Origin of the sequence: Geoanaerobacter pelophilus (assembly GCF_018476885.1) — a bacterium.
Lineage (GTDB): Bacteria > Desulfobacterota > Desulfuromonadia > Geobacterales > DSM-12255 > Geoanaerobacter > Geoanaerobacter pelophilus.
On record NZ_JAHCVJ010000001.1, the window covers coordinates 155983 to 180756 of the forward strand.

At 52.3% G+C, this 24774-nt stretch carries 23 protein-coding genes and 1 tRNA gene; 15 read left to right on the forward strand and 9 right to left on the reverse strand.

Features of this window, described 5'->3' with window-relative positions; genetic code table 11:
- Window positions 1-205 precede the first annotated feature (205 nt).
- Window positions 206-1207: a phosphate acetyltransferase gene (gene pta / locus KI809_RS00710; RefSeq protein ID WP_214169604.1), complete on the forward strand. Its 1002-nt coding sequence runs from the start codon at window positions 206-208 to the stop codon at window positions 1205-1207.
- 118 nt (window positions 1208-1325) lie between these two features.
- On the opposite strand, the gene KI809_RS00715 is transcribed toward pta, so the two are convergent.
- Entirely contained in the window at window positions 1326-2591 is a 1266-nt protein-coding gene (locus KI809_RS00715) for an acetate kinase (protein ID WP_214169605.1), read from the reverse strand.
- 201 nt (window positions 2592-2792) lie between these two features.
- On the opposite strand from KI809_RS00715, the gene fdxA reads away from it, so the two are divergent.
- Entirely contained in the window at window positions 2793-3020 is a 228-nt protein-coding gene (gene fdxA, locus KI809_RS00720; RefSeq protein WP_435052237.1) for a 4Fe-4S ferredoxin, read from the forward strand.
- Window positions 3021-3080: 60 nt separating this feature from the next.
- On the opposite strand, the gene KI809_RS00725 is transcribed toward fdxA, so the two are convergent.
- Window positions 3081-4466, reverse strand: coding sequence for a DUF3426 domain-containing protein (locus KI809_RS00725; RefSeq protein WP_214170460.1), 1386 nt, complete (start codon window positions 4464-4466; stop codon window positions 3081-3083).
- Between the two features lie 180 nt (window positions 4467-4646).
- Here KI809_RS00725 and KI809_RS00730 point away from each other — a divergent pair, with 180 nt between their 5' ends.
- Window positions 4647-5330 (forward strand): DUF1573 domain-containing protein, encoded by a 684-nt coding sequence (locus KI809_RS00730; protein ID WP_214169607.1) that lies wholly within the window; start codon window positions 4647-4649, stop codon window positions 5328-5330.
- Window positions 5331-5335: 5 nt separating this feature from the next.
- Here KI809_RS00730 and KI809_RS00735 read toward each other — a convergent pair whose 3' ends face one another.
- Complete coding sequence (locus KI809_RS00735; RefSeq protein ID WP_214169608.1) at window positions 5336-6193, reverse strand: MBL fold metallo-hydrolase; 858 nt, start codon at window positions 6191-6193, stop codon at window positions 5336-5338.
- A gap of 108 nt (window positions 6194-6301) precedes the next feature.
- Here KI809_RS00735 and KI809_RS00740 point away from each other — a divergent pair.
- The 9 genes from KI809_RS00740 to fdhE all read left to right on the forward strand — a co-directional run bounded on the left by KI809_RS00740 (window position 6302) and on the right by fdhE (window position 16946).
- A tRNA-Arg gene (locus KI809_RS00740) sits at window positions 6302-6378 on the forward strand.
- Between the two features lie 513 nt (window positions 6379-6891).
- Entirely contained in the window at window positions 6892-8160 is a 1269-nt protein-coding gene (locus KI809_RS00745; protein WP_214169609.1) for a DUF3300 domain-containing protein, read from the forward strand.
- Window positions 8161-8213: 53 nt separating this feature from the next.
- Complete coding sequence (locus tag KI809_RS00750; RefSeq protein WP_246559096.1) at window positions 8214-9212, forward strand: DUF2950 domain-containing protein; 999 nt, start codon at window positions 8214-8216, stop codon at window positions 9210-9212.
- 65 nt (window positions 9213-9277) lie between these two features.
- Window positions 9278-9490, forward strand: coding sequence for a hypothetical protein (locus KI809_RS00755; protein ID WP_214169611.1), 213 nt, complete (start codon window positions 9278-9280; stop codon window positions 9488-9490).
- 520 nt (window positions 9491-10010) lie between these two features.
- Window positions 10011-11402, forward strand: coding sequence for a hypothetical protein (locus tag KI809_RS00760; RefSeq protein WP_214169612.1), 1392 nt, complete (start codon window positions 10011-10013; stop codon window positions 11400-11402).
- 119 nt (window positions 11403-11521) lie between these two features.
- On the forward strand, window positions 11522-14512 hold the full coding sequence (fdnG, locus tag KI809_RS00770) for a formate dehydrogenase-N subunit alpha (protein WP_492207404.1): 2991 nt from the start codon (window positions 11522-11524) through the stop codon (window positions 14510-14512).
- A 10-nt stretch (window positions 14513-14522) separates the two neighbouring features.
- Window positions 14523-15404 (forward strand): formate dehydrogenase subunit beta, encoded by an 882-nt coding sequence (gene fdxH, locus KI809_RS00775; RefSeq protein WP_214169615.1) that lies wholly within the window; start codon window positions 14523-14525, stop codon window positions 15402-15404.
- Window positions 15394-16026 (forward strand): formate dehydrogenase subunit gamma, encoded by a 633-nt coding sequence (locus tag KI809_RS00780; protein ID WP_214169616.1) that lies wholly within the window; start codon window positions 15394-15396, stop codon window positions 16024-16026. Before fdxH ends, KI809_RS00780 begins: the two co-directional genes overlap by 11 nt.
- Window positions 16023-16946 carry a formate dehydrogenase accessory protein FdhE gene (gene fdhE, locus KI809_RS00785; protein ID WP_214169617.1) on the forward strand — a complete coding sequence of 308 codons (924 nt, stop codon included), beginning with the start codon at window positions 16023-16025 and terminating at the stop codon, window positions 16944-16946. The genes KI809_RS00780 and fdhE overlap by 4 nt, the downstream gene beginning before the upstream one ends.
- Before the next feature lie 52 nt (window positions 16947-16998).
- Here the strand turns inward: fdhE and KI809_RS00790 are convergent, their stop codons facing one another.
- From KI809_RS00790 to murJ, 3 genes are all read right to left on the reverse strand, one after another.
- Entirely contained in the window at window positions 16999-17256 is a 258-nt protein-coding gene (locus KI809_RS00790) for a hypothetical protein (protein WP_214169618.1), read from the reverse strand.
- 79 nt (window positions 17257-17335) lie between these two features.
- Window positions 17336-17896 carry a methylated-DNA--[protein]-cysteine S-methyltransferase gene (locus KI809_RS00795; protein ID WP_214169619.1) on the reverse strand — a complete coding sequence of 187 codons (561 nt, stop codon included), beginning with the start codon at window positions 17894-17896 and terminating at the stop codon, window positions 17336-17338.
- Between the two features lies 1 nt (window position 17897).
- Entirely contained in the window at window positions 17898-19469 is a 1572-nt protein-coding gene (gene murJ / locus KI809_RS00800; RefSeq protein WP_214169620.1) for a murein biosynthesis integral membrane protein MurJ, read from the reverse strand.
- A gap of 194 nt (window positions 19470-19663) precedes the next feature.
- Between murJ and KI809_RS00805 the strand changes: the two genes are divergently transcribed.
- Together KI809_RS00805 and KI809_RS00810 are read left to right on the forward strand one after the other, a co-directional pair.
- A complete protein-coding gene (locus KI809_RS00805) occupies window positions 19664-19930 on the forward strand; it encodes a cytochrome c3 family protein (RefSeq protein ID WP_214169621.1) in 267 nt (88 codons plus the stop codon).
- 16 nt (window positions 19931-19946) lie between these two features.
- Window positions 19947-20621: a DUF3047 domain-containing protein gene (locus KI809_RS00810; protein ID WP_214169622.1), complete on the forward strand. Its 675-nt coding sequence runs from the start codon at window positions 19947-19949 to the stop codon at window positions 20619-20621.
- On the opposite strand, the gene KI809_RS00815 is transcribed toward KI809_RS00810, so the two are convergent.
- Entirely contained in the window at window positions 20611-20958 is a 348-nt protein-coding gene (locus KI809_RS00815) for a YtxH domain-containing protein (RefSeq protein ID WP_214169623.1), read from the reverse strand. The genes KI809_RS00810 and KI809_RS00815 overlap by 11 nt on opposite strands.
- A gap of 73 nt (window positions 20959-21031) precedes the next feature.
- Window positions 21032-21823 (reverse strand): tetratricopeptide repeat protein, encoded by a 792-nt coding sequence (locus KI809_RS00820; RefSeq protein ID WP_214169624.1) that lies wholly within the window; start codon window positions 21821-21823, stop codon window positions 21032-21034.
- A 153-nt stretch (window positions 21824-21976) separates the two neighbouring features.
- Between KI809_RS00820 and ptsP the strand changes: the two genes are divergently transcribed.
- Complete coding sequence (gene ptsP / locus KI809_RS00825) at window positions 21977-24319, forward strand: phosphoenolpyruvate--protein phosphotransferase (RefSeq protein WP_214169625.1); 2343 nt, start codon at window positions 21977-21979, stop codon at window positions 24317-24319.
- Here the strand turns inward: ptsP and KI809_RS00830 are convergent.
- A complete protein-coding gene (locus KI809_RS00830) occupies window positions 24308-24757 on the reverse strand; it encodes a PaaI family thioesterase (RefSeq protein WP_214169626.1) in 450 nt (149 codons plus the stop codon). The genes ptsP and KI809_RS00830 overlap by 12 nt on opposite strands.
- Window positions 24758-24774 lie beyond the last annotated feature (17 nt).

Below are 24774 nucleotides of genomic sequence, written 5' to 3' on the forward strand. Positions count from 1 at the left end.
ACCTCCTGATAAAAACTTGTCGGTACTATACAGTATTGCTGTTAATTTTCAACCAGCATAATAAAGCTAACAGTTCATATGTAGCCTTCATCCGGCACTCTTGACATATCATTCCCAGGCAGCCCGGATTTCAGTTGACCACTAAACGAGAATTGCGCTATAACGCATAAAATTTCGTTTTAAATCGCACGGAGGTAATCAATTCATGTCTCTAGTAGATCAGATCAGAGCGAAAGCAAAAATGAACCCAAAAACCGTTGTATTGCCCGAAAGCTATGACGAACGCATGCTTTTTGCGGCTCAACAGGTAATGGAACAAGGTTTGGCGAAGATTGTAATCCTGGGCAACAAGACCGAAGTACAAAACATTGCTACGGCAAAAGGAATAAACCTGTCAGGAGTCGAAATTCTGGAACCGGCAACCGCGCCAAAACTTGCGGCATATGTTGATTCGCTTGTTGAATTACGCAAGAGCAAAGGACTCACTCGCGAAGAAGCCGAAAAACTCTTGACAGCAAAAGACAATCTGTACTTTGCCGGAATGATGGTTCGCGAAGGAGACGCTGATGGAGAAGTTGCCGGAGCAACCGGCACGACTGGCGATGTCCTTAGGGCAGCATTTCAGACCGTCGGCACAGCACCCGGCATTAAGACAGTATCATCATTTTTCCTCATGATAACCAAGACACCCTCTTTTGGCGAAAACGGGATCTTGCTTTTTGCCGACTGTGCTGTTAACCCAAATCCGGATGCTCAGGCACTAGCAGAAATTGCCGTTGCCACAGCTCGTAACTGCAAGTCTTTTCTTGATGTGCCGGCAAGGGTTGCCATGTTGTCCTTCTCCACAAAAGGTAGCGCAAGCCATCCTGATGCCGACAAGGTCTTGAAGGCCCTTGAGATCGCCAAAGGCATTGATCCTATGATGCAGATTGATGGTGAATTACAGGCTGATGCGGCTCTACTACCTAAAGTAGGAGAGAAGAAGGCTCCTGGGAGTACTGTTGCAGGTAAAGCAAATGTACTGATCTTCCCTGACCTGGATGCAGGAAACATCGCCTATAAACTCGTGGAAAGGGTTGCTGGAGCTGAAGCTGTTGGCCCGATCATCCAAGGACTGGCAAAACCTGTGAATGATCTCTCGCGCGGCTGCTCAGTCGAAGATATCGTTAATGTTGTTGCAATCACGGCAGTGCAGGCTCAAGGATAATCACAATTGTTGAGTATCGGCTAGGTTTACTCCACAAAAAAGCCGCCGGGAATCTACCCAGCGGCTTTTTTGTTACTGTTTTTATAGTAATAAAATTTACTGCAGTATAAGCAACTAGCTAGTTGCGAACAAAATCGTTTCGTGAAAACGAATATTCAAACTGCATGTGATCAGTATAGGTGCCGGCAAGAATTGCCGCAACATCCTCTGTGAAAACCAATTCCTCATCAGTAGGTATCACATAAACCTTAACCGGAGAATCATCAGAGGTAATCAGCGTCTCGCGTTTACGGGTCATTGCCGACTTGTTTCTCTCCTTATCCAGATAAATGCCGAGATGTTCCAGCCCCTCAACAGCTCGCTCACGAATTGGGGCACCCATTTCGCCGACACCGGCAGTAAAAACAATTGCGTCAAGCTTGCCTAAGGCCGCCATGTAAGAGCCGATGTATTTTCTAAGACGATATGCCTCTATATCCAAAGATATCTTGCAGAGACGATCGCCATTAGCAGCATTTTCTATTACATCACGACGGTCAGTAAAACGACCAGTGATCCCTAACACCCCACTTTTCTTATTGAGGATGCTGTCGATTTCCTTGGCAGAAAGGTTCTCCTTCTGCATCATGAATGCAGGGATGGCCGGATCGATATCACCACAACGGGTACCCATAACAGCACCCTCCAAAGGAGTGAGCCCCATGCTTGTGTCAACTGAGATGCCATTTTGTATGGCACAATGTGAAACACCATTACCAATATGCATGGTGATTATATTGCAATCTTTTGCCGGCTTTCCAAGAAGAACAGCTGCACGCTTGGAGACATACAGGTGCGAAGTCCCGTGAAACCCATAACGGCGAACACCGTATTTTTCATACCAGTCATAAGGTAAAGGATATAGGTAAGCATGTTCCGGCATGGTCTGGTGAAAAGCAGTATCGAATATGGCAACATGCGGCACATTCGGCAGGAGCGCCTGAGCAGCTTCAATACCAGCTATATTGGGCGGGTTATGTAGAGGGGCAAGGTGCTGTACTTCTTTAACCGCATCAAGCACATTTTCATCGATCATAACAGATCGTATAAATTTTTCACCACCATGAACCACGCGGTGACCAACAGCAGAAATTTGATTGATATCCTTAAGCACACCGTGCACGGGATCAAGTAGAGTTTTGATAATCAAGTCTATCGCCACTTGATGATCGGAACACTCTGAATTCTCTCGATAAGTCTCCTTGCCTGGGACTTCATGCATAATGAATGAGTCACCGATGATAACTCGCTCAACCATGCCTTTTGCAACGACTTCTTTACGGTCCCAGTCAAACAACTGGTATTTAACCGATGAGCTCCCGCAGTTAAGGGCCAGAATATCCATTCGCTCCTCCTGAATTAATAATCTAAAACAATTGAACGGAAAACCTGAGAATTTTCCGTCATGTTAAATAATTCACCCAAATAATTTAGAATAAATAAAACTGTTTTTTATAATACCTTAGGAAGGTAAGCAATTCAAGATAATTTCTGGCAGCATCGCAGGTAAATCTCCAACCTTTCCACTGGACTTTTGAAAAAGCGTATGCTAGCTTTACCATCGATTTTGAATAATCAATTCTCAACAAAGGAGGTGAATACTTTGGCTCATCAAATTTCCAATGACTGCACAAACTGCGGTGCTTGCGTTGACTCATGCCCGGTTAATGCTATCAATGCTGGCGACAGCAAGCACAATATCGACGCCGATACTTGCATCGATTGCGGTGCCTGTGTTGATACCTGTCCGGTAAGTGCAATTTCCGCCGCTTAATTGAAAAAGCACTAAAAGAAATAAAAAAGGCCGACATCTCTGTCGGCCTTTTTTATTTTCTCAACGGTCAGCTACTGTTGACCCAACAATTTCGAGGCCAAACTCGCTGGCAGCTTTCGGAACCTTTGAAAAAACAACGAGAAACGGTATCGCTTTCCCAGGCGGGACACCAAGATTTGACAAGGAATCACCAAACTGATTTCCCATGGTTGCTTCAATCTTGGGCATCGATAGCGTAGCTAACTGGTCTTTTTGCAGAACATTCCCACAATAAATACTCTTACTGGCGAGAGCAACACCCTTGGCATCATAGATTGTCGCTTTCAGCTGTATGGATGCCCTCGGCTTATTAAATAAATTCACGGTTTCACCTTTTATGACAAAAAGCTCCCCCGTCTCCTTGTTATCTATGAACTCACTGGAAGTATTCCTGATTGAGATACCCCCGTCATCGACATTCTCAATACCCGCCCACTTAACCAGCGATGCCAGCCCTGATTTATCAATAAAACCTGGCCCTTTATTTAATAAATAAAGGCCTGAAATTGTTAGGACAATAACAATTAAAATCGAAACCGAAACCACAACCAATGGAAACCTTGACCTGCCCAACCGTCTAGTGGCAATAGCAGCAGGAGGCATTTCATCAGCAGAAATTTCAGGAACAGTCGTCAGATGAACTGATGGTTGCCCTACCATATTATTACTATTAAATGATTCAGCCTCCTGCCCCTCGGACTGGATAGGAGACAGTGTTTCATTCCCTTCAGAAACTTCAGTAAAAGGAGAGTCCCACGAGATTCCAGAGGTAAAAGCCTGATCACTCTCTTTCAGCAAACCGCCGGAGACAGGCTCTTCCTTATCGTTAGCAACGATAGCCTCTTTGGGCTGTTCATCAACATTAAACGGCACTGCTGCCTCTGCAGTGAGGCCAGAACTGAAATCGACTTCTTTTTTCTCAGGGACAGCAGTTAAATCAGATTCAGTATCTTCGCTAGCACCAAGCCCGTTTTCTTCAAAAGTGTCCCCAGAGAAATCAAAACTGAAATCCGCCTTCTCTCCATAATACGGTTGCATCTCACTATTGCAATCAGTCGATTCGCAATCATTTTGAATGCTTTTCCCATCAGATAACGTTATGCTGCCTTGGTTTGAATCAGAATCAAATCCCGCAGCAAACGCAGTAGTTTCCAGCGTATCGGAAACTGACTGGTTATCTATTTGAGAAGGAGATTCCCCTGATAAAAGGTCAGACTCCTGGGGAGAAGCTGACACCAAGCCATTCAGCAGTGTATCAAAATCAGAATCATCGGCAGAATCTGCTTTTTCTTTTCTTACAACAAAAATATGCCGACATTTGGAACAGCGGACCCGTACCCCTTCGTCCTTCACTTTTGTATCGTCAAGCTTGAAGCGAGTAGAGCAAAGTTCGCACTGTATAATCATAAGATCCTCTACCGACCTAATATCTATTGCTGAAACCAAGTCATTTTATTAGGTAAAAACCCTAGAAAGGGCCTGAAATTCTATAGCAGAAAGGCATAAGAGTGTCAAATCATTATGGCCTTTGCAGAATCACTATGGTATGGTAATGGAGGTTTTTAACACAACGTTCGGAGCAATTAGATGAAAGCCACTCTATACATTTGCTTCATACTGCTGGCACTCTCCGCGGCAACAGCTTCAGCGGCCCCACAGATCCAAGTCCAACGTCCATCTCATAACTTTGGCACTCTTATTCAGGGTAAAAAGCTGGATTACACGTTTCTTATCAAAAACACGGGCGATTCCCCTCTCAAAATATTACATATTCGTCCGGCATGCGGCTGCACCGCGGCAAATGCATCTTCCCCAGTTGTTAACCCAGGAAAAACCTCTGAGATCAAGGTAACATTCAATTCCGCAAATTTCTTTGGCAATGTAAGCAAGACCATTGCTGTCGAAAGTAATGACCCGACAACACCTGTTATTACTTTGACATTGGCTGGAAACATTATCGAAGAACTTGCTGTCAAACCTAAGCAATTGAATTTGGGGCAGGTAAAACCAGACGTAGCAGTCACAAATTACGTCACAGTTGAGAACCGCGGCAGTAAAACAGTTAAGCTAACAGCGGTAAAAACCCCAATGCCGCAATTATCTATAAAAACAGACAAAACCATGCTCAAACCCGGTGAAAGTGCCAGGATTTCAGTGACCATAACCCCGCGACAAGATGACCGGATGTTAAGTGGTTATATAACTATAGCGACTGACAATCCTGAAAAGCAGGAAATAATGGTTCCGGTTTATGGATCGCTATTGAAGTAATCACTTCATTTTTCTTTCAACTCTCCGTATGCCCGCTCTATATTGACTTCAAAGAAAGTCTTATATCCCGGCAAGTTGCTATACTGCGGTATCCTGAAATCCTTTTTGGTAATAGCCAAGGAATCGCCCTTTTCAATGTGTCGTAAGACCTCTGTCAGAAAATCCTTCATAAACATTCGGAACTGAGTTATTCCCTCTGAATCGGTTACTTTTCCAACGCCAGGGATGACAATACTGGCAGAAAGAGATTCGAGAAATTCCAAACAAATCACCCAATCACGCATGTAGCCAGTGCCCATATAGCCAATGGCTTTATTGAACACCAAATCTGAGGTAAACAGCACACCTTCCGAAGGGACATAAACAACCAGATCACCTTTGCTGTGGCCGAAATCAGTGTTGCTGAGGACAATAGACAGATTCTCTCTCTGCAGGGTAAGTCCTTTTTCAAAATAGGTCACAGGATTCTTAACCTGACGATACTCGCTTTTCAAAGCCAACCAGGTTTGCCACGAAGTTATTATCTCGGCGTTTGCCGGCAGATCTACGTCAATATAGTTATAACCGCTGTGGTGATGAGTCAGGATTATCTCACGTACCGGATTTGGAGTGATTTTCGCGATCTCAGCCACCAGTTCTCTGACAGCGTCCAGCACAAAATGAGAACCAGCCAGAATAACATGACTCCCGGTAACGATAAACATCGCGTTGCTGGCGGCTTTTCCATCAGGTAAGGCAACAGCAGCGTACACAGAATCGGAAACCTTCTGTATTTCATAGTGTTTGCCGGCAAAAGCCGATTCCGCACCCCAAAACAGAAAGATCCACACTAGACAGAGCATTATCATTGATCGAACCGGCATTAATCCCCCAAAAAGACGTTCAGTCTTGTTGATTGTATGTTGATGGGCAGTTGCAATGTCAGATTAGCCCTTGAGTTAAGCAAGAATTTGGTGTAGATATGAAGTCGCGGGCGGTTAGCTCAGATGGATAGAGTACAGGCCTCCGAAGCCTGGGGTCGTGGGTTCGAATCCCATGCCGCCCGCCAGATTTACCCCCCTTAGTTATTTCAGTCAATTGCCCTCTTGCTTCTCCCTTGTACCCGTTTTTGCCTCACAGGTGAGAACAAGAATGACATCTACCTCATTGACTTGGCCCTGAAGACACAGCTTAATCTAAGAACCTGAAATACTCAAGTACCCTCCTCTCCTCAAGGCTGTAAAGCCGATCATACTTTGCAGTTGAAGTGTGATTTCTGAGAACAATTAACCAAAAGTCGTCTAATTTCGTTTTTCACTATGGGATTACCAGCATCCATGACTGGAGCAATCAAAGTTGCTTCTAAGTAGCCGGGCAATAACTGCGTAGGCCTCTGAAATAAGGAGTGTTTACAATTCGATGTCCCAATGTATAGCAAGAAAGATTTCACCTATACATTTCCACAATGGCCCAACAAATCAAAGTAACCATCTGTAATAGCGTGGCATTTTGCCCTTACTGCTAGTGGCATATTCGTTGCTTTATTCAAACTGTAATCAAGCAACCTTATAGAGGAGATGCTATGAGAACGGGATCAACAACAATTCGGGTAATGACATGGATCATTGCGGTCATGCTCGTGATGCCGATCGGCGTATCGGCACAGGACGCCGGGGACGCGGATAATTCGATGAAGTTCAGCAAGAAAGAACTGACGCAGATGCTTGCTCCCATTGCCTTGTACCCTGATTCCTTAACAGCGCAGATCCTGATGGCCGCCACCTACCCGCTCGAGATCGTCGAGGCTGAGCGCTGGCTGAAGCAAAACAACAGCCTTAAAGGGACTGATCTTGACAATGCTCTGCTGAAAATGAATTGGGATCCGAGTGTCGCCTCGCTCTGTCATTTCCCGAATATTCTCAATTCTATGAGCACTAAACTCGACCAGACCAGAAAACTTGGCGATGCCTTCCTCCGTCAGCAGGACGAAGTAATGGCCACGATTCAGGAGCTGCGCCACAAAGCCGAGGCTGCAGGAACCCTTAAGTCGACCAAACAACAAAAGGTAGTTGTCGAAGATGAGGATATCCGGATTGAACCGGTCGATCAGGAAGTCGTTTATGTGCCGGTCTATGATCCGTTGTATGTGTATGGCCCATGGTGGTACCCGGATTATCCACCTTATTATTGGTATTATCCGCCAGGTTTTGTCACTGGGGCGTACTTCGGTTTCGGCCCCGGAATCTATCTCGGCTTCGACCTGTTCTCATGGTGCTGGTTTGACTGGCGAGTCCGGCGTATCGATATAGACTTTGACAGGACAAGACGGTTCCACCGGCAAACCAGGCGCGACTTCGATGATCGTTTCTGGAGACACAACCCTTACCATCGAAGAGGCGTCGCCTATCGCGACCGGAGAACCAGTGAGCTCTTCGGTGCGAGACCGCCACGGGTGTCGCCTCTCACTCCTGAAACGCGAGGCTTCCCGGTACGGCCGTCAAGCAGGGCTAATCCTGCTATCGAGCGCCGGGGAAACATCAATGTCCCACAAACGGAGCTAAAACGCCAAGCGCAACCAGACACCGGCAGACGCCGGGAAGATGTTGGCCGGCCACTTGAAACAACACCCAGATCGGCACCGCGTGATACCACGTTCCGGGGTGTGGGTGAAGGAAACTTTGAGCGGCGCGCTGTGGAAAGGGGTGGTTATAGCATCCGAAACAGTGAAATAAGACAACCAAGTGGAGGACAGCCTCAGGGAGGGGGATTCAGGGGCGGGGAGGTTCGCTCTCCTGGTGGAGGTTTTTCGAGAGGTGGACTAGGTGACGGGTCACGCAGGGAACGACGCTGAAACCGTTCGTGTTCAAACAAGAATGCACCATGCGCAAGGGAGGAGCAATGAACATGTCGGCATCACAAATGAAGGGTGAAAAGCACTGGCTGGCCTTCATATTCGGCATAAGCGCCGCTGTCATTTTCTTTCTCGGGATGGAATCGCAAGCCAGCGCAGCGAGTCTACATCAGCAGAGTTTTGCGTCGGCCGAGGATGCGGTGCATTCTTTTGTTGCCGCGATTCGGTCTGAAGATACCAACAAAATGCTGGCCATTTTGGGGCCTGGGGGTAAAGATTTGATCTCCTCGGGTGATGAGGTGGCAGACAAGAACGGTCGCGAGAAATTTCTCAAGGCCTATGACACCAAAAACACTTTGGTTCAGAAATCTGCCGGCACCCAAATCCTGCATGTTGGTGACGACAGTTGGGCGCTCCCCATCCCGATCGCAAAAAAAGGAGCCAACTGGATCTTTGATACCGGAAAAGCAAAGAAAGAAATCCTGAAACTGCGGATCGGCAGAAACGAACTGCATGTAATCGAAATGCTCGACGCCTACGTGGATGCCCAGCAGGAATACGCCGGCAAGGATTGCCGGGGCAACGGCATGGTGGAATTTGCCCAGAGACTGTTCAGTTCCCCGGGAAAACGGGACGGCCTGTACTGGGAATCTCAAGATGGCGCCCAACAGAGCCCCCTTGGTCCTCTGGTCGCACAAGCTGAAAAAGAGGGGTATGCAAAGGAGCAAAATCTCTCCCCCTTTCACGGATACTATTTCAAGATCCTCAAGGGCCAGGGGAAGCAGGCAACAGGTGGTGCTTATTCCTACATGGTGAAAGATAAGATGCTTCTGGGGTTCGCACTGGTTGCCTATCCGGCGGAGTACGGTAATTCCGGGGTCATGACTTTTCTGGTAAATCAGGATGGGATTATTTACGAGAAGGATCTTGGTAAAAATTCCAGGCGTACTGCAGAAAAGATGAAAGTATATAATCCCGATAAAAGCTGGAAGCGAGTAAAAACCGACGATGAGCATTCCACAAAGAGTAAGGAGCTCAAGCCTACAAAGTGAATCAGAGATGCTGTCTGATGATGCGCGGTCAGTGGTATAATGTTGGAAGGGAGGAGGTAGTCACCATGAAAAAAAATTCCGGAAATACAGTCATAAATGAAACCACTGAAGAAAGCTGCGACATCAGGATCTGGTCGGGAGAGTGTCAACATAGTAGTTACCAAAGCATCGGGGAAAAATACAGTTGCGTTACATGCGGCAAAATCGCCAACATTAATCGCGAGGTGCGCCACGAAGGATTCCCCCATGTGAGCGGAGACTACGACAACCTCAGCTGATTGTGCATTGCAACAAGATGATGATGTCGGCACTGGAAGTCTGGTGCCGGCATTACCATTCAGGCTTCCCTCCTGTGTAGAGCGGCATCATAATTCACGTCAATAGCAGCCGTATTTCCCCTGGAAATGCGGCGCTGCCATTCCCCAATATGACAGAAACCAGCAACAAAATTTTCAGGATGCAATTTCTGTCATCTCATCGAAACAACTTTCTCTGCTCGCAAAACCGGTACAGCTGCAACAATTATTGCAGAACCGACAATTAAACATCTGCCTGACACTCACAATTCGACCAATAACATGTTGAATTATCACAATTAATCATGCTTGGCCCAGTTTGTGCCATAATCTAGTAGCTGTTATAAAAATGCCTAAACTTGTAACTCAGCTGCTCAGCAAACAGGTTCACCAACCCTCTCGCCAGCTGAGTTGCTCCGTATCAACACCCCAGCAGACACAGGCTGAAAGATCTAGAGGGCATTGTCAAACTGGCATTAGTGCCATTCTATGGAGGTAACACATGAATAAGTATCGGTCTCCAGGTTTGATCATTGCATTAGTTTTTATGGCTGCCCCTGTCCTGGCCGCCTCCCAGGGATACAACACGGATGCGCAGCCTTCACCAGAGGTAGCCCCTGGCTTTTATGGGAAAATGGTCACTCCTGTCACGAGCAAATTTAATCTCTCTATCGGCGGCTACCTTAAACTCGACTATGCCTACAACTCCACCAACCTCGGGAGTAACGGCGTCATAACCCCCATTTCCGGGGCAATCCCCTCAAAGTCGATCAATGGCACCGGCGCCAACTCGGCAACATTTGCCAACCAGGACCAGTCGGTCTTCTCCATGAAGCAGTCACGCATCTGGTTCAAGATCGACGGCCCCTCCCTGTCAGGGGCTAAGACCGGCGGCTTCCTGGAGGTTGACTTCTATGGCGACAATTCCGGAGCCGCAGAAAGTCCGATGCCGCGGTTGCGCCACGCCTACGGCACGATCGACTGGCCTCAGACCCAGGTACTGTTCGGCCAGTACTGGGACATGTTCGCCCCAATGATCGCCTCCACCGAGGACTTCCGGACCGCCGCCCCCCAAGGGGCGCCATACGGTCCTCGCGTTCCGCAGCTCAGGCTTACCCACAAGCTTGATTTCACGCCCGAACATCAGCTAAAACTGGTCTTTGCCGTCCAGGACCCAAACCAGACCGGCGACAACCAGAGCAGCGTAACAGGCCAGTACGGGCCGAGCGTGAACTATGCCGGCCAGATCTTCTATGTCAACAAAGGGCTCGGAGTCGCTCCCGGCTATATGAGCCTTTCCATGAACCCTTTCACCATAGGAGCTTTCGGCCTGTACGGCACTGAAAAGGCACCCAGCAATGGCGATAACAGCCTCTCATCCTGGGGGTACGGGCTCTACACGTTCGCCCCACTCCTCAAGTCAAAGGATGGAGTGAACCGAGCTGGAACCCTGGCCTTTGAAGGGCAGGCGTACACGGCAGGCAACCTTGCCTACAGCGGGGCTACCTCAATCTCGGTGGTCGGCACAACACCGGCTGGTGGCACCCAGGGAAGCACCTCCAACACATTCGATGCCTCAGGCAACCAGAAACCAGCCCGGAACTGGGCTTTCATCGGCCAGCTCAAGTTTTTCCCAATCCAGGACCTGGGTTTCACCGCCGGCTTCGGCAGCCGCTATGCTTACAACAACGGCGACTACGCCAACATCACCAATTATCAGCGACAGTCGCGGCAGATCTACGCCAATATCACCTATGATCTCAATGCAGCGATCCGGCTGGCCACTGAATATCAGAACATCGAGACCAAGTACGGCAACGTCAACGGTGTCAGTGGCGCCAAGGCGAGCGGCGTGGACAACACCGTCCGGCTGTGCGCCTACTATTTTTTCTGATACTGCCGTAGGAATAGAGTTTAACAATTCATCCGAACCAGGGAGGTGTGGCAATGAAAGTGACGCGAAGGACGTTTTTAAAGGTTTGCGCCGGGGGGTTGAGCGGTTCCACGGTTGCCATGCTCGGTTTTCCTGCGGACAAGGCCCTGGCAGAGGTGCGCACGTTCAAGCTGGCCCGCAGTAGCGAGACCCGCAACACCTGCCCTTACTGCTCAGTGAGCTGCGGCCTGATCATGCACAGCCTGGGGGACAGGGCGAAAAACGCCGAATCGTCGATTTTCCACATCGAAGGGGACCCGGACCATCCGGTTAACCGGGGTACCCTCTGCCCTAAGGGAGCGGGACTGGTGGACTTCATCCATAGTCCCGACCGGCTAAAGTACCCGGAATACCGTGCCCCCGGCAGCAAAGAGTGGCGACGCATCTCCTGGGATGAGGCGTTCACCCGGGTCGCCCGGCTGATGAAGGAGGACCGGGACCGGAATTTCATTGCCCAAAATGCGGCTGGAGCCACGGTCAACCGCTGGACTACCACCAGCTTCCTGGCCGCCTCCGCCTCCAGCAATGAAACCGGCTGGATTACCCACAAGGTCATTCGCAGTACCGGCATGCTGGGGTTCGACAACCAGGCCCGGGTCTGACACGGCCCCACGGTGGCCAGTTTGGCCCCCACATTCGGTCGCGGCGCAATGACCAACCATTGGGTTGACATCAAGAACGCCAACGTCATCGTCGTCATGGGCGGCAACGCTGCCGAGGCCCATCCGTGCGGCTTCAAATGGGTAACCGAAGCCAAGGCGCACAACCATGCGCAGTTTATCGTGATAGATCCCCGTTTTACCCGTTCTGCTGCGGTGGCCGACCTCTATGCGCCGATCCGCACCGGCACGGACATCACCTTCCTGGGCGGAGTGATCAACTACCTGCTCTCGCACGGCAAGATCCAGCACCAGTACGTCAAGGCCTACACCAACGCAACCCTGATCGTTAACGAGGGATACAAGTTCGAGGACGGCCTTTTCTCCGGCTACGACGAGGCAGGGCGCACCTACGACAAGTCCAGCTGGTCTTACGAACTCGGGCCGGACGGCTATGCCCTGGTCGATGAAACCCTGCAACATCCCCGCTGCGTGCTCAGCCTGATGAAGCAGCACTACTCCCGCTACACCCCTGAGATGGTGCACAATATCTGCGGTACCCCCAAGGAGCTGTTCCTCAAGATCTGTGACATCCTTGCCGGCACCTCTGTGCCCAATCGCACCACCACCTTCTTGTACGCCCTGGGTTGGACCCAGCACTCGGTGGGTTCACAGATAATACGGGCCGCGGCTCTGGTGCAGCTATTATTGGGCAACATCGGCATGGCAGGAGGCGGGGTCAATGCCCTGCGGGGCCACTCCAACATTCAAGGGCTCACCGACCTGGGCCTTCTCTCCAACCTGCTGCCCGGCTACCTGACACTACCCAACGAGAAAGAGACCGATTATCAGGCCTACCTGGCAAAGCGCACCCTGAAGCCACTGCGGCCCAACCAGTTCAACTACTGGTCAAACTATCCCAAGTTCCATGTCAGCCTGATGAAATCATGGTGGGGCGACATGGCCACCAAGGAAAACAACTGGTGCTTCGACTGGCTCCCCAAGCTGGATGTGGAATATGACATCATGAGGCAGTTCGAACTGATGGGCCAGGGGAAGATGCACGGCTATTTCTGCCAGGGATTCAACCCCTTGGCCGCCATCCCCAACAAGGCCAAACTGATCAAAGGGCTGTCCCAGCTGAAATACCTGGTGGTGATCGACCCGTTGGCCACGGAAACCTCCTGCTTCTGGGAAAACCACGGCGAATACAACGACGTGGACCCCTCGAAGATCCAAACTGAAGTCATCCGCCTCCCCTCCACCTGCTTTGCCGAGGAGGACGGCTCCCTTACCAACTCAGGCCGCTGGCTGCAATGGCATTGGAAAGGGGCCGAACCGCCCGGGGATGCCAAGCCCGACGCAGAGATAATGGCCGGTATCTTCCTCACACTGCGGGAACTGTACCGCAAGGAGGGAGGCGCCTTTCCCGATCCGATCCTGAACCTTAGCTGGGGCTACCGCCAGCCCCACTCGCCTGCCCCGGTAGAACTGGCCAAGGAGTATAACGGCAAGGCTTTGGCAGATCTAAGCGACCCCAAGGACCCGACCAAGGTCATCCTGATGAAAGGCCAGCAGCTGGACGGTTTTGCCCAACTCAAGGACGACGGCACCACAGCCTGCGGCTGCTGGCTGTTCTCCGGCTCCTACACCGAGAAAGGGAACATGATGGCGCGCCGGGACAACTCCGACCCATCTGGACTGGGCAACACACTCAACTGGGCGTTCTCCTGGCCGGCCAACCGGCGCATCATGTATAACCGCGCCTCCTGCAATCCGGAAGGCATTCCCTGGGACCCTAACCGCCGGGTGATCTGGTGGGACGGTGCCAAATGGACCGGCGTGGACGTTCCGGACTTCAAAATCGACTCCGCTCCCGCTGAAGGGATGAACCCTTTTATTATGCAGCCCGAGGGTGTGGGGCGGCTGTTCGCCCTGGACAAGATGGCGGAGGGTCCTTTTCCCGAGCACTACGAACCGTTTGAAACTCCCATCGACACCAACCCGCTACACCCGAAGGTGATCAGTAACCCGGCGGCGCGGGTGTTCAAGGACGACTGGGAGATGTTCGGCAAAAGCAAGCAATACCCCTATGCTGCCACTACCTACCGTCTCACTGAGCACTTTCACTTCTGGACCAAGCACACCCGGCTGGCGTCCATCATGCAGCCGGAACAGTTCGTAGAGATAAGCCCGGAACTCGCCAGTGAAAAAGGGGTCAAGGCAGGGGACCAGGTCAAGGTCTGGTCCAGTCGCGGCTTTATCAAAGCGGTGGCAGTGGTAACCAAGCGGATCAGGCCGCTCCAGGTAAACGGCAAAACGGTCCACCACGTGGGCATCCCGCTCCACTGGGGCTTCAAGGGGGTTGCCAAGAGCGGTTACCTTGCCAACATTCTGACCCCGTTCGTAGGTGACGCAAACTCCCAGACGCCAGAGTTCAAGTCGTTTCTGGTCAACATCGAGAAAGCATAGGAGGTGGACCATGGCACAGCAAACACTCGACATTTCCCGCCGCTCAGCCACTACCACCCCATCGCCGAGCCAGTGTCACACCCCGGAAGTGGCCAAGCTGATCGATGTCTCCAAATGTATCGGCTGCAAGGCCTGCCAGGTGGCGTGCATGGAATGGAACGACACTCGCGACAACATCGGCACCAATCATGGCGTTTACGACAATCCGACTGACCTGACCGAAAACTCCTGGACCGTGATGCGCTACGCCGAGGTCGAGACCGAACGGGGCCTTGAATGGCTGATTCGCAAAGACGGTTGCATGCACTGCGCCGATCCGGGCTGTCTCAAAGCCTGTCCGGCCCCAGGGGCCGTTGTCCAGTACTCTAACGGCATCGTGGATTTCCATGAGGAAAACTGCATCGGCTGCGGTTACTGCATAACCGGATGCCCGTTCAACATCCCCAGACTGTCGCAGAAAGACAGCAAGGTCTACAAGTGCACCCTCTGCTCCGACCGGGTTGCTGTCGGTCTGGAACCGGCCTGCGTCAAGACCTGCCCCACCGGCGCCATCGTGTTCGGCACCAAGGAGGATATGCTCCGCCATGCTGAGGGAAGAGTAGCAGACCTGAAGAGCCGCGGCTTTGCCAAGGCCGGGATCTATGACCCGCAAGGTGTCGGCGGCACACATGTACTCTACGTGCTGCAGCATGCCGACCGGCCCGAGCTGTACTCAGCTCTCCCCAGGGACCCGTCGATCGGCCCGCTGGTCCAACTCTGGAAGGGGGCGGCCAAACCGGTGGCATCCCTGGCCCTGGCCGCGATCGGCGTCGGCGCATTGGTACATTATGTGACCAAGGGCCCCAACGAGGTCTCGGATGAGATCGAAAAGGAGTTCGAAGATGAAAAATGACTCCGGAAAACTGCTCCGTTTTACGGTCCCCGAGCGGGTCAATCACTGGCTGGTTGCCCTGACATTCTTCCTGATGGCCCTGTCTGGACTGGTATTTTTCCAACCCTTGTACTACCCCCTGAACCAGCTGTTCGGCGGCGGCACTTGGGCACGCATCCTCCACCCGTTCTTCGGGGTGGCGATGATCTTCCTGTTCGGCGGCATGTTTTTTCGCTTCTGGAAAGTGAGCCTGATGACCGCGGCCGACAAGGAATGGCTGCGTCATCTTCGCGAGATAGCGAACGGCGATGAACGGAACCTGCCGGAAGCAGGCAAGCTGAACGGCGGCCAGAAGCTTATGTTCTGGTCGCTGGTGACCTGCATGGCGCTGCTCATTCTGTCCGGCATTGTTATCTGGCGCGCCTATTTCTCGTTCCTGTTCCCGGCTGTCGTGGTCCGCTTTGCCGCCGTCTTGCACGCAGCAGCTGGAGTGGTGATGATCGCCCTGATCATGGGTCATATCTACATAGCCATCTGGACCAGGGAGAGTATCGGCGCCATGCTGTACGGCCGGGTCAGGCGGGCCTGGGCAAAGCAGCACCATCCCGCATGGTATCGGGAGATGACCGGAGGAGACAAATGAGCAGCGAATTCCAAAACGTGGCGCCAGAGCAAATTGACAAGCCCGCCGGAGAGATCCGGCATCTCATACTTCCCGAGCGAGACCTGTTCAGCCGCCGCGCTGAACGGTTCCGCCAGCTTGCACCCGGCCATCCGCTGGGAGAATATCTCGACTTTCTCGCCGCTGTTGCCGATGCCCAGCAACAAGCCCTGGACCAAATTCCAGAGGTACCCCAACCCGATCCACGCTGGTCGGCAAGCTGCCACAGCCACGGCATTCCGCTGCTAAACGTACACTCCTGGCAGCGGCACTCTGCCTGGCAGCAGGGACTCGCTTTGCTCCTGCAACAGGTGAGTAGCGACGCTCTGCCGGGAGCAACCCGCAAGTCCATCTCCAGCCTGCAGGAGAAGAGCGAGGCAGAGCTGGAACAGATTGCCGACCTGATTCTGAGCGGAGAGCTGGCTAAGGTCTCGCCGCGGGAATTGCCGTTTGTTGCCGCCGCGTTGCAGGTCTATTGGCTGCAGATGGCGACAGCCCTTGGAGAAGCTGCGTTCGGCAGGACGGAACATGGGGGGACATGCCCGGTATGCGGGTCATTGCCAAGCAGCGGCATTGTCGGCAGTCCGGCTTCGGAGCAAGGGCTGCGTTACCTCTGCTGTTCGCTATGTGCCGCGCAGTGGCACATGGTGCGGATCAAATGCTGCTCATGCGAAGCCACCGGGGGGATCAACCACTACATTCTGGAAGGCGCTAACGGTGCCGTCAAGGCGGAGAGCTGCGACAACTGCAACAGCTATCTGAAACTCCTGTATCTGGAAAAGGACCGTCAGATGGAGGCCATGGCCGATGATCTGGCCACCCTGACCCTGGACATGCTTATGGACGGAGAAGGGAAGTCGCGGGGCGGACCTAACCTGTTTTTTCATCCCGGGACTGATTGAGTGGAGCCCGGAGAGTGCTAACCGGTAAGACCGTAACAATCGCAAGCAAGCGTTAAACCTGTTCCTGACGATCCTCCTCTGCTTTACGGCGGCGGTCGTATTCAGCCTCGTCTTCAATGTCCTGTGCTTCTTTCGACATCCTCAAGGCTTCTTTGGAAATATTGACCGAATCTGACTTTGCCTTTTCCTCGGCCTTGAGGAAGGCATCTTTCGCTTTTGCCACCGTCATTATCTGGGCAGTCTGGGCATGGGGATTTACTTCAGCGGGGTTCATGAGGACGGTATTGGGGGTAATTTGAGGAGTTGACATTGCGACACCTCCGTTTTTTCTGAATTATATCATCGAAAACAGAATCTGGATTGGAAAATCCTGGTAATAGCCCCGGTTATCACTGCAGAGAGCGATGAACCCTGAACTTGTCACACAGCTCCACCCCTTCAAGTTTCAGTAACCAGGACTTGGAATCAAGACCTCCGGTTGCCGAATAGCCGGTAAGGTGACCGGATTTTGCGATCACCCGATGACAAGGGATTATGATCGGCAGCCGGTTTGTTGCCATAGCGACACCAACTCCCCTTGCGGCAGCAGGCCGGCCAACGGCGGCCGCAACTTCAACATAACTCCTGACCGAGCCATAGGGAATAGCGGATACGGCGGCATACACTTCGCGCTGGAACTCTGTAAAGCGGCTCTGGTCTATCGGTAGGTCAAACGATACCTTATCTCCTGCAAAGTAGGCTGCCAGCAAAGTTGCAGCTTGTGCAGCAGTACCGCTCCCCTCCCCTATTTCCGGCCAATGACCGGCAATATCGCTCTTGATGGCCTCTTTGGTCTGCTCGCCGAAAGGAAGCAGTGCTGCAACCAGCCCTCCGGCGTCGGCAACAACGGCACCCCAGCCAAGAGAGCAGCGGTAAAGCGAGTAGCAACCATCAAGCAGTGCCGATTTCATGTTAACTCCTCCTTCTTAATTTCTTCCGCACCATAGCCAATGCGTCATCAACCTCGCTGCAGCGCAGCAACCAGGTACAAGCAACATAAAGAACCGCAGCTGAGATAACGGTGCCCCCCATTAAGCAAGCCTTCGACAGGCGACCTCCCGTCTGGGACCAATCAATGAGCGACATGGCCCACCAGGAGAGTAGCGCGACCGGCAGCGAGGCGACACCGGATTTGAGCGCAACAACAGCGATTGCCCGACCGCCGAAAGCACCGATCTTCTTCCGCAGAAAGAACGCCAGCAGAACCACATTCCCCAGGGCGGAAAGCGTTGACGCCAAGGCAAGGCCGCCATGCAGTAACGGTCGCATAAGGATCAGGCTCAGGATCGCATTCAGAACAAAAGCGATAAATGCCGTAAAAACCGGGGTTCGCGTGTCTTTAAGGGCATAAAAAGCCGGGACGACCACCCTGACCATGGCCACGATTGAGAGCCCCAGCGAGTAGAAGATTAGCGCCTCGCCACACCGCTGTGCTTTGTCGAAGCCGAATTCCCCACCCATGAACAGCAGGCTGAATATCGGCGTTGCACAGACCATAAGCCCCACCATTGCCGGGATGGTGATGTAAAGCGTCAGCCTGAGACCAAATGACAGGGTATCTTTAAGCGCCGCCAGATCCCCGTCTGCTGCCTGTCGGCTCATGGAGGGCAACACTGCCTGCGCCACCGATACCGTAAAAATCCCCTGCGGAAACTCGAATAACCGCTGGGCATAATAAAGATAGGAGACGCTCCCCTGCGGCAACAGAGATGCAAGGATGTTCCCTACGGTAATATTCAGGTAATAGACCCCGACCCCGAAGATAGAAGGCCCCATCAAGAGAGAAATCCTCCTGACTGCCGGGTGGCTGAAGGAAAACGAGGGGCGCAGAGGAAACCCCAGTCGATACAGAGTCGGAAGTTGCAGCAGCAACTGCAACAGCCCGCCGACCAGAACACCGACGGCAAGTGCGGTGATAGGCACGGCAAAACGGTCGTGCAAAAGCCAGGCACAGAGAATCATGGTTATATTCAAAAAGACCGTCGAAATTGCGGGGGTAAAGAAATGACGCACCGTGTTGAGAATCCCCATGCACAAGGCAACCAGGCTGATAAAAAAGATATAGGGAAACATCAGCCGGTTGAGAAGGATGGTCAGCTCAAATTTTTCCGGGATCTCCCGGAAGCCGGGAAACATGAGACCGACGATCTGGGGGGAAAAAACAATACCGACAACGGTAATCCCTGCCATGATAACTGTCAGCAGGGTAAAGCAGATATTGGCGAGTTCGCGGGCAGCCTGCTCCCCGTCCCGGCTCAGAGTCTCGGAAAAGGTGGGGACAAAGGCCGAGGTGAGCGCCCCCTCGGCAAAAAATCTCCGGAGCATGTTGGGGATCTGAAATGCAGCAAAGAACGCATCGGTATAAAGTCCTGCACCAAACAGCCTTGATACGACCATATCGCGAACCATGCCCATGATCCGCGAAAGGATGGTTGCCGCACCCAAAACCCCTGCAGCCCTGGCAATATTCTTCTTTTCCGACATTCTGTCCCCTGTGTGTGGCAATGTCCGGTATTTATCATAGATATGCAGTAAACTGGAAAATATTTATCAAGCCTTGTAATTACGGCGATAAACGTTGACTTTGCACCGTCGGTGCATTATTAGTATCAATTTAACTGGATCTTATTTACCTGAAGAAGGCCATTTAGTAGGCATTGCGGTCTAGGGAGCAACCAATGAATCGCCCTTTAATTTTCGTTTTTTTACTTGTCAGTTTCTGGTCGGTCAGCGCATATGCAATGAAATTTTCTGCCTATAATGGCGATGTCTATTTCGATCACCGGATGCACCGCCTGCTCTATGAATGCAAGGCATGCCATGAAGGGCCTCCGCAACATTTCGAGCTTGACCACGAATCCGGCCACAAGCTCTGCATCGGCTGCCACCGAAAAGAAAGCAAAGGGCCGTCACGCCACTGCAGCGATTGCCACAAGACCTCCTGACCCATTGACCTCTGCCATGAAATGCTTCCTCCTCATTGTCATCTTGCTGCTTCCGGCGTTATCATCAGCTGCGGAGCCGCTGCATCCCGGCAAGTTCAGTACCGGCGATCTGACCGGCTGGTCTGACAAGAAATTCAAGGGTAAAACCAGCTATAGCCTTGCCCAGGATGGGGATAAGACCGTCCTCAAGGCACACAGCGTCAAGGCAGCATCCGGGCTGATAAAAAAAATGACGGTTGACGCCAAAAAGTTCCCGATGCTCCGCTGGTCGTGGAAAATCGATAACCTGATAACCAAGGAAGACATCAAAAAGAAAGAAGGCGACGATTTCCCCGCCAGGATTTATGTAGTATTCCCGCGATCCTTCTGGCGGATGAGGGCAATTACCTACGCATGGGCATCAAAAGCGCCGAAGGAATCGACCCATCCCAGCCCCTACACCAGTAATGCAATGATTGTTATTGTTGAGTCTGGGCCCGAGAAAGTCGGACAGTGGGTAAAAGAAGAACGGAACATTTTTGAAGACTACCGCAAGATCTTCGGCGAAGATCCTCCGGAGATAGGCGCGATAGCACTGATGACCGACACTGATGATACCCAGGAAGAGGTCACCGCTTATTACGGCGATATTTATCTGCTGGAGAAGGAAGGGCGGGAAAAACCCGCCCCGGCAACGGTAATCAGCCGATAATCTTTGACAGACGGCTCTTCTGCTTTTCCAGCTTGTGCTGGCCCTCTTCGATCGCCCGCAGCAGTTCACGTTTTGCGTCTGCAGCAACATCCTTGCCCTTGTCCAGAATCTCTGATGCCTTCTCGCTGACAGCTTCGGTCAGTTCTGAGACGCTCTCCGAGAAATCATCGACGATATCCTCCGCCCGGCGCTTGGCCTTCCGTGAATAGCGGGCAATGTCCTGACGAGTCTTTTTGCCAGACTGCGGGGCAAAAAGCAGTGCAACCCCGGCCCCCATGATACCTCCGGCTACCAGCATCAACGCCCCAACCATTACTGTCTTGTCTCTATCTTGCATAGCCATCTCCTTTACCAGTGAACTGTTCTCTAATTGTACCGGAAAAATCAACAATTGAAACCGGTGAAGGTTGTTAAACCGATTCTGCCTTAAGCCCTTCCAGCACAGCTTTTACCTCGGCAACCATCTCCTCGGCCTGCGGTGATGTTTCATAACGCAGATATAACTCCAGATACTTGATTGCATCAGCTACTCTTTCCTGGTCCATGCTGAGGCTGCCCAAGGTAAGGTAGGCCAGGGTAAACTCCGGATCGAGCCTGACAGCCTCCAGGCACTCATCCTCGGCCTCTTCCAGCTCTTCGAGATCGTAGTAAAGCTCTCCGAGATTAAAATGCGCGGCAGCATCTTCAGGGTCAATCTCGATCCCCTTGCTGAAAGCGGCAATGGCCTTCTCCTTCTCCCCCAAGCCATACCAGGCATCGCCAATTGCATTATAGGCAAAGACATTGTCCGGCTCAATCTCCAGGGCCGTCTCATAGGCCTTGATCGCATCATCAACCCGCTCCATTTTACTGTAAACCAGCCCGATATTCACAAAGGCATCGGCGTTTTTCGGGTCGATATCCACAACCTTCTTATACTGCTGAATCGCCCCCTTGTGGTCGCCAGTCTCAAAAAGCAGGTCGCCCAGCGAAATAAGAGCATCAACATCGTCAGGAGCAAGTGCTATGGCCCGCTGCAAGGCAACGATAGCCTCGTCGGTCTTGCCGGCAGCAGCAAGAGACTCGCCAAGATAGCAAAAGCCTTCGGCATGTTCCGGCTCGAGTTCGGTACATCTGCCGAATGCAGTAACAGCGCCCGAGTTATCGCCAGCCTCTGCCAGTGAAATCCCCTTTGCAAGGCACTCCTCAAAAGTAGCCCCCATAAATTGTATCTCCTTTTCGTCAAATCAATTGCCCGAACTATATCAGAAGCAGGGCCAGAGCGCTACAAAAGCGCAAAAAAATATCCTCCCCCCTTTAACTTGGGCATTTAGAAGTTACAATATATTAATTACAAATGAATCAAGGACATTTATATGCACCACGAACATGAGGCAATCGGCCTGCGCACCCTGGAAGATATCAGCGGACTGATCCTCCATTCCCACGATCTCCAGGAGACTCTCGACAATATCGTCAATCTGGTTGCCAGAAGGATGAAAAGCGATGTCTGCTCAATTTACCTGTTGGAGCATGACGGGGAAACCTTGACTCTGCAGGCATCAAAAGGCCTTGCAAAATCCGCGATCGGCAAGATCACCATGAAGATCTCCGAGGGTCTCACTGGCTTGGTTGTTGAGCAGCGCGGCGTGGTCAACATCGAGAATGCGCCGGCCCATCCGCGCTACAAGTATTTCAAGGAAACCGGCGAAGAAAAGTTCACCTCATTTCTGGGGGTACCGCTGTTTGAGAGAAAAACGCCGGTCGGGGTCATTGTTGTTCAGACCAAAGAAGCCAGGAGCTTCACCCAGCACGAAATAAGCACCATTGCCACCATCGCCTACCAGATCTCCAGTATCGTCATCAATGCCAAGCTGCTTGATTCGGTGCGATCAAAGGAAGAAGAGCGGGCGTTTTTTGAGCGCGAATTGGCAAGAGCACAGCAGGAAGCGGTTGGTAAAGAGCGCCAGCCTGCGAAAAACGGCAAGGAACAACGCCGGTCCATGACCGGCTCTTCGGCATCCCCCGGCTTCTGCTGGGGCAAGCTCTATATTTTGGATCACCAGGGGGAACGAAAAGGAACACGGACGGCGATAAAAGTCCTCTCCCGGGGAGAAGAAAAAAAGCGCTTTCTGGTTGCCTTGGAAAAGGCCAAAATCCAGACGCTTTACATGGAAAAACGGGTCGCTGCAACCCTTTCCAAGGAAGACGCCGCCATCTTCCACTCCCACTTGATGATCATGGAAGACCGGGGGGTCACCGCCCGGATCATCGAGGCGATCGACAGTGATTGCGGGGCGGTAGCGGCAGTGGAAAGTGTCATCGACCACTATGTCACGGCATTTTCCAACATGGAAGACCCTTACCTGCGCCAGAGATCGGCCGACATGCTCGACATCGGGCGGAGGATCATCGACTGTCTTGAAGGGAAAGAGTCCCGCACCCGGCTCCGGGACAAAAAGATCATTGTCGCCGACGACATCCTCCCCTCGGATATGGCAACCCTGAACACCGACAAGGTGCTCGGCATTATCACCGAAAAGGGGGACGTGAACTCCCACGCCGCCATAATGGCCCGGTCGCTCGGCATTCCGGCAGTGCTGGGGATCGAAGGGCTGCTGAAAACAGTGCGCCCTAGGGATGAGGTGATCATTGACGGCACCTCCGGCCATATCTACATCAACCCCGATGCCGGCATAAAAACCGAATACGAAAGGCTGCAGCGAGACCACAGCCAGCGGCAGCGTGAACTGGAAGGGATGCGCGATCTTCCGGCCATAACAACCGATGGCTGCCGGATGAATCTCCGGGCAAACATCGGCTTGCTGTCCGACATCAAGGTAGCCTTGGCCAACGGTGCCGCCGGGGTGGGACTCTACCGGACCGAATTCCCGTACATGGCAAGGAAATCCTTTCCCAACCGGGGTGAACAGTTCGAAATCTACAAAAAAATCCTGGAAGGATTCAGCGGCTTTCCGGTCAACATCCGGACCCTGGACATCGGAGGAGACAAAGGGCTCCCCTACTTCGACTATCCCAAGGAAGACAACCCGTTCATGGGGTGGCGCTCCATCAGGGTCTCACTGGACCGGCAGGACATCTTCCGTGACCAGCTGGCAGCAGTCCTGATGGCATCGGTACATGGCCAGGCAAGTCTGATGTTTCCCATGGTTTCCGGGATCGACGAAATCAGGCAAATAAAGGAGATCATCGGCGAGGTTTGTCTGGAGTTGCACCGTGCCGGAATTCCCTATTCCCAGGAGATGCAGCTGGGAATCATGATCGAGCTTCCGGCGGCCGTGCAGACGGCCCATATACTGATACACGAAGTGGACTATTTCAGCATCGGCACCAACGACCTTATCCAGTACACCATGGCGGCCGACCGCAACAATCCGAAGGTGAAGCGCTATTATGACCCGTTCCACCCGGCGGTTCTCCACGCAATCAAGCGGGTTGTGGACGTGGCAACCGCTGAAGAGAAACCGGTATCGATCTGCGGCGAAATGGCCTCCATCCCGATAGCAGCAGTACTGCTGCTGGGGATGGGAATTACCGATTTCAGCCTTTCCGCACCCGCCATCCCGGTAATAAAGCAGGTAATCAGGAAGGTCTCGCTGGAAACGGCCCGGGAAGTAGCGGCCCATGCCCTGTCCCTGGAAAGCGCCAGCAGCATCCATTCCTACCTGGAGATCATCACGTCCGAGCTAGGCCTTTGACCTCGGGATCTTGAACAGGGCGGTGAAGGTTGCCACCTTCACCCCCTGGAGATCAAACAGCTCCGCCACCCCTTTGAAGCTCCGTTCATCAAGCTGTTCCGCTGTTGCCACCGCTTTTAAGCCGCCGCCGACAACCGCTGCATGGAATTTGAGCGACAGTTCGGTAGTGACGAAATTGGTATCAACCGGCAGCAAGCTCTTGATCGCCATGGCAACCGCCGTGTCGCCAAGGGAAGTAACTGCTCCACCGTGCATCAACCCTTTCCCCTGGGCATGCTTTACCCTGAAAGGCATGGTAAGCACGGCTCTCCCTGCGCCGGCCTCTTCAATGGTCATCTCCAGGTACTCTTCAAACGGCGCGCAGGCAATCCAGCCAGGGAGAGCAAAGGGTAGCGCCTCTCCGGCAGTCACCGGCCTGTCGTATATTGCTTCATACATCCTTTATATTCTCCCGA

Excerpts from the sequence above, each read along its gene's own strand:
- pta (WP_214169604.1), top strand. The coding sequence starts at position 206 with ATGTCTCTAGTAGATCAGATCAGAGCGAAAGCAAAAATGAACCCAAAA.
- KI809_RS00715 (WP_214169605.1), bottom strand. The coding sequence starts at position 2,591 with ATGGATATTCTGGCCCTTAACTGCGGGAGCTCATCGGTTAAATACCAG.
- fdxA (WP_435052237.1), top strand. The coding sequence starts at position 2,793 with ATGCTAGCTTTACCATCGATTTTGAATAATCAATTCTCAACAAAGGAG.
- KI809_RS00725 (WP_214170460.1), bottom strand. The coding sequence starts at position 4,466 with ATGATTATACAGTGCGAACTTTGCTCTACTCGCTTCAAGCTTGACGAT.
- KI809_RS00730 (WP_214169607.1), top strand. The coding sequence starts at position 4,647 with ATGAAAGCCACTCTATACATTTGCTTCATACTGCTGGCACTCTCCGCG.
- KI809_RS00735 (WP_214169608.1), bottom strand. The coding sequence starts at position 6,193 with ATGCCGGTTCGATCAATGATAATGCTCTGTCTAGTGTGGATCTTTCTG.
- KI809_RS00745 (WP_214169609.1), top strand. The coding sequence starts at position 6,892 with ATGAGAACGGGATCAACAACAATTCGGGTAATGACATGGATCATTGCG.
- KI809_RS00750 (WP_246559096.1), top strand. The coding sequence starts at position 8,214 with ATGTCGGCATCACAAATGAAGGGTGAAAAGCACTGGCTGGCCTTCATA.
- KI809_RS00755 (WP_214169611.1), top strand. The coding sequence starts at position 9,278 with ATGAAAAAAAATTCCGGAAATACAGTCATAAATGAAACCACTGAAGAA.
- KI809_RS00760 (WP_214169612.1), top strand. The coding sequence starts at position 10,011 with ATGAATAAGTATCGGTCTCCAGGTTTGATCATTGCATTAGTTTTTATG.
- fdxH (WP_214169615.1), top strand. The coding sequence starts at position 14,523 with ATGGCACAGCAAACACTCGACATTTCCCGCCGCTCAGCCACTACCACC.
- KI809_RS00780 (WP_214169616.1), top strand. The coding sequence starts at position 15,394 with ATGAAAAATGACTCCGGAAAACTGCTCCGTTTTACGGTCCCCGAGCGG.
- fdhE (WP_214169617.1), top strand. The coding sequence starts at position 16,023 with ATGAGCAGCGAATTCCAAAACGTGGCGCCAGAGCAAATTGACAAGCCC.
- KI809_RS00790 (WP_214169618.1), bottom strand. The coding sequence starts at position 17,256 with ATGTCAACTCCTCAAATTACCCCCAATACCGTCCTCATGAACCCCGCT.
- KI809_RS00795 (WP_214169619.1), bottom strand. The coding sequence starts at position 17,896 with ATGAAATCGGCACTGCTTGATGGTTGCTACTCGCTTTACCGCTGCTCT.
- murJ (WP_214169620.1), bottom strand. The coding sequence starts at position 19,469 with ATGTCGGAAAAGAAGAATATTGCCAGGGCTGCAGGGGTTTTGGGTGCG.
- KI809_RS00805 (WP_214169621.1), top strand. The coding sequence starts at position 19,664 with ATGAATCGCCCTTTAATTTTCGTTTTTTTACTTGTCAGTTTCTGGTCG.
- KI809_RS00810 (WP_214169622.1), top strand. The coding sequence starts at position 19,947 with ATGAAATGCTTCCTCCTCATTGTCATCTTGCTGCTTCCGGCGTTATCA.
- KI809_RS00815 (WP_214169623.1), bottom strand. The coding sequence starts at position 20,958 with ATGCAAGATAGAGACAAGACAGTAATGGTTGGGGCGTTGATGCTGGTA.
- KI809_RS00820 (WP_214169624.1), bottom strand. The coding sequence starts at position 21,823 with ATGGGGGCTACTTTTGAGGAGTGCCTTGCAAAGGGGATTTCACTGGCA.
- ptsP (WP_214169625.1), top strand. The coding sequence starts at position 21,977 with ATGCACCACGAACATGAGGCAATCGGCCTGCGCACCCTGGAAGATATC.
- KI809_RS00830 (WP_214169626.1), bottom strand. The coding sequence starts at position 24,757 with ATGTATGAAGCAATATACGACAGGCCGGTGACTGCCGGAGAGGCGCTA.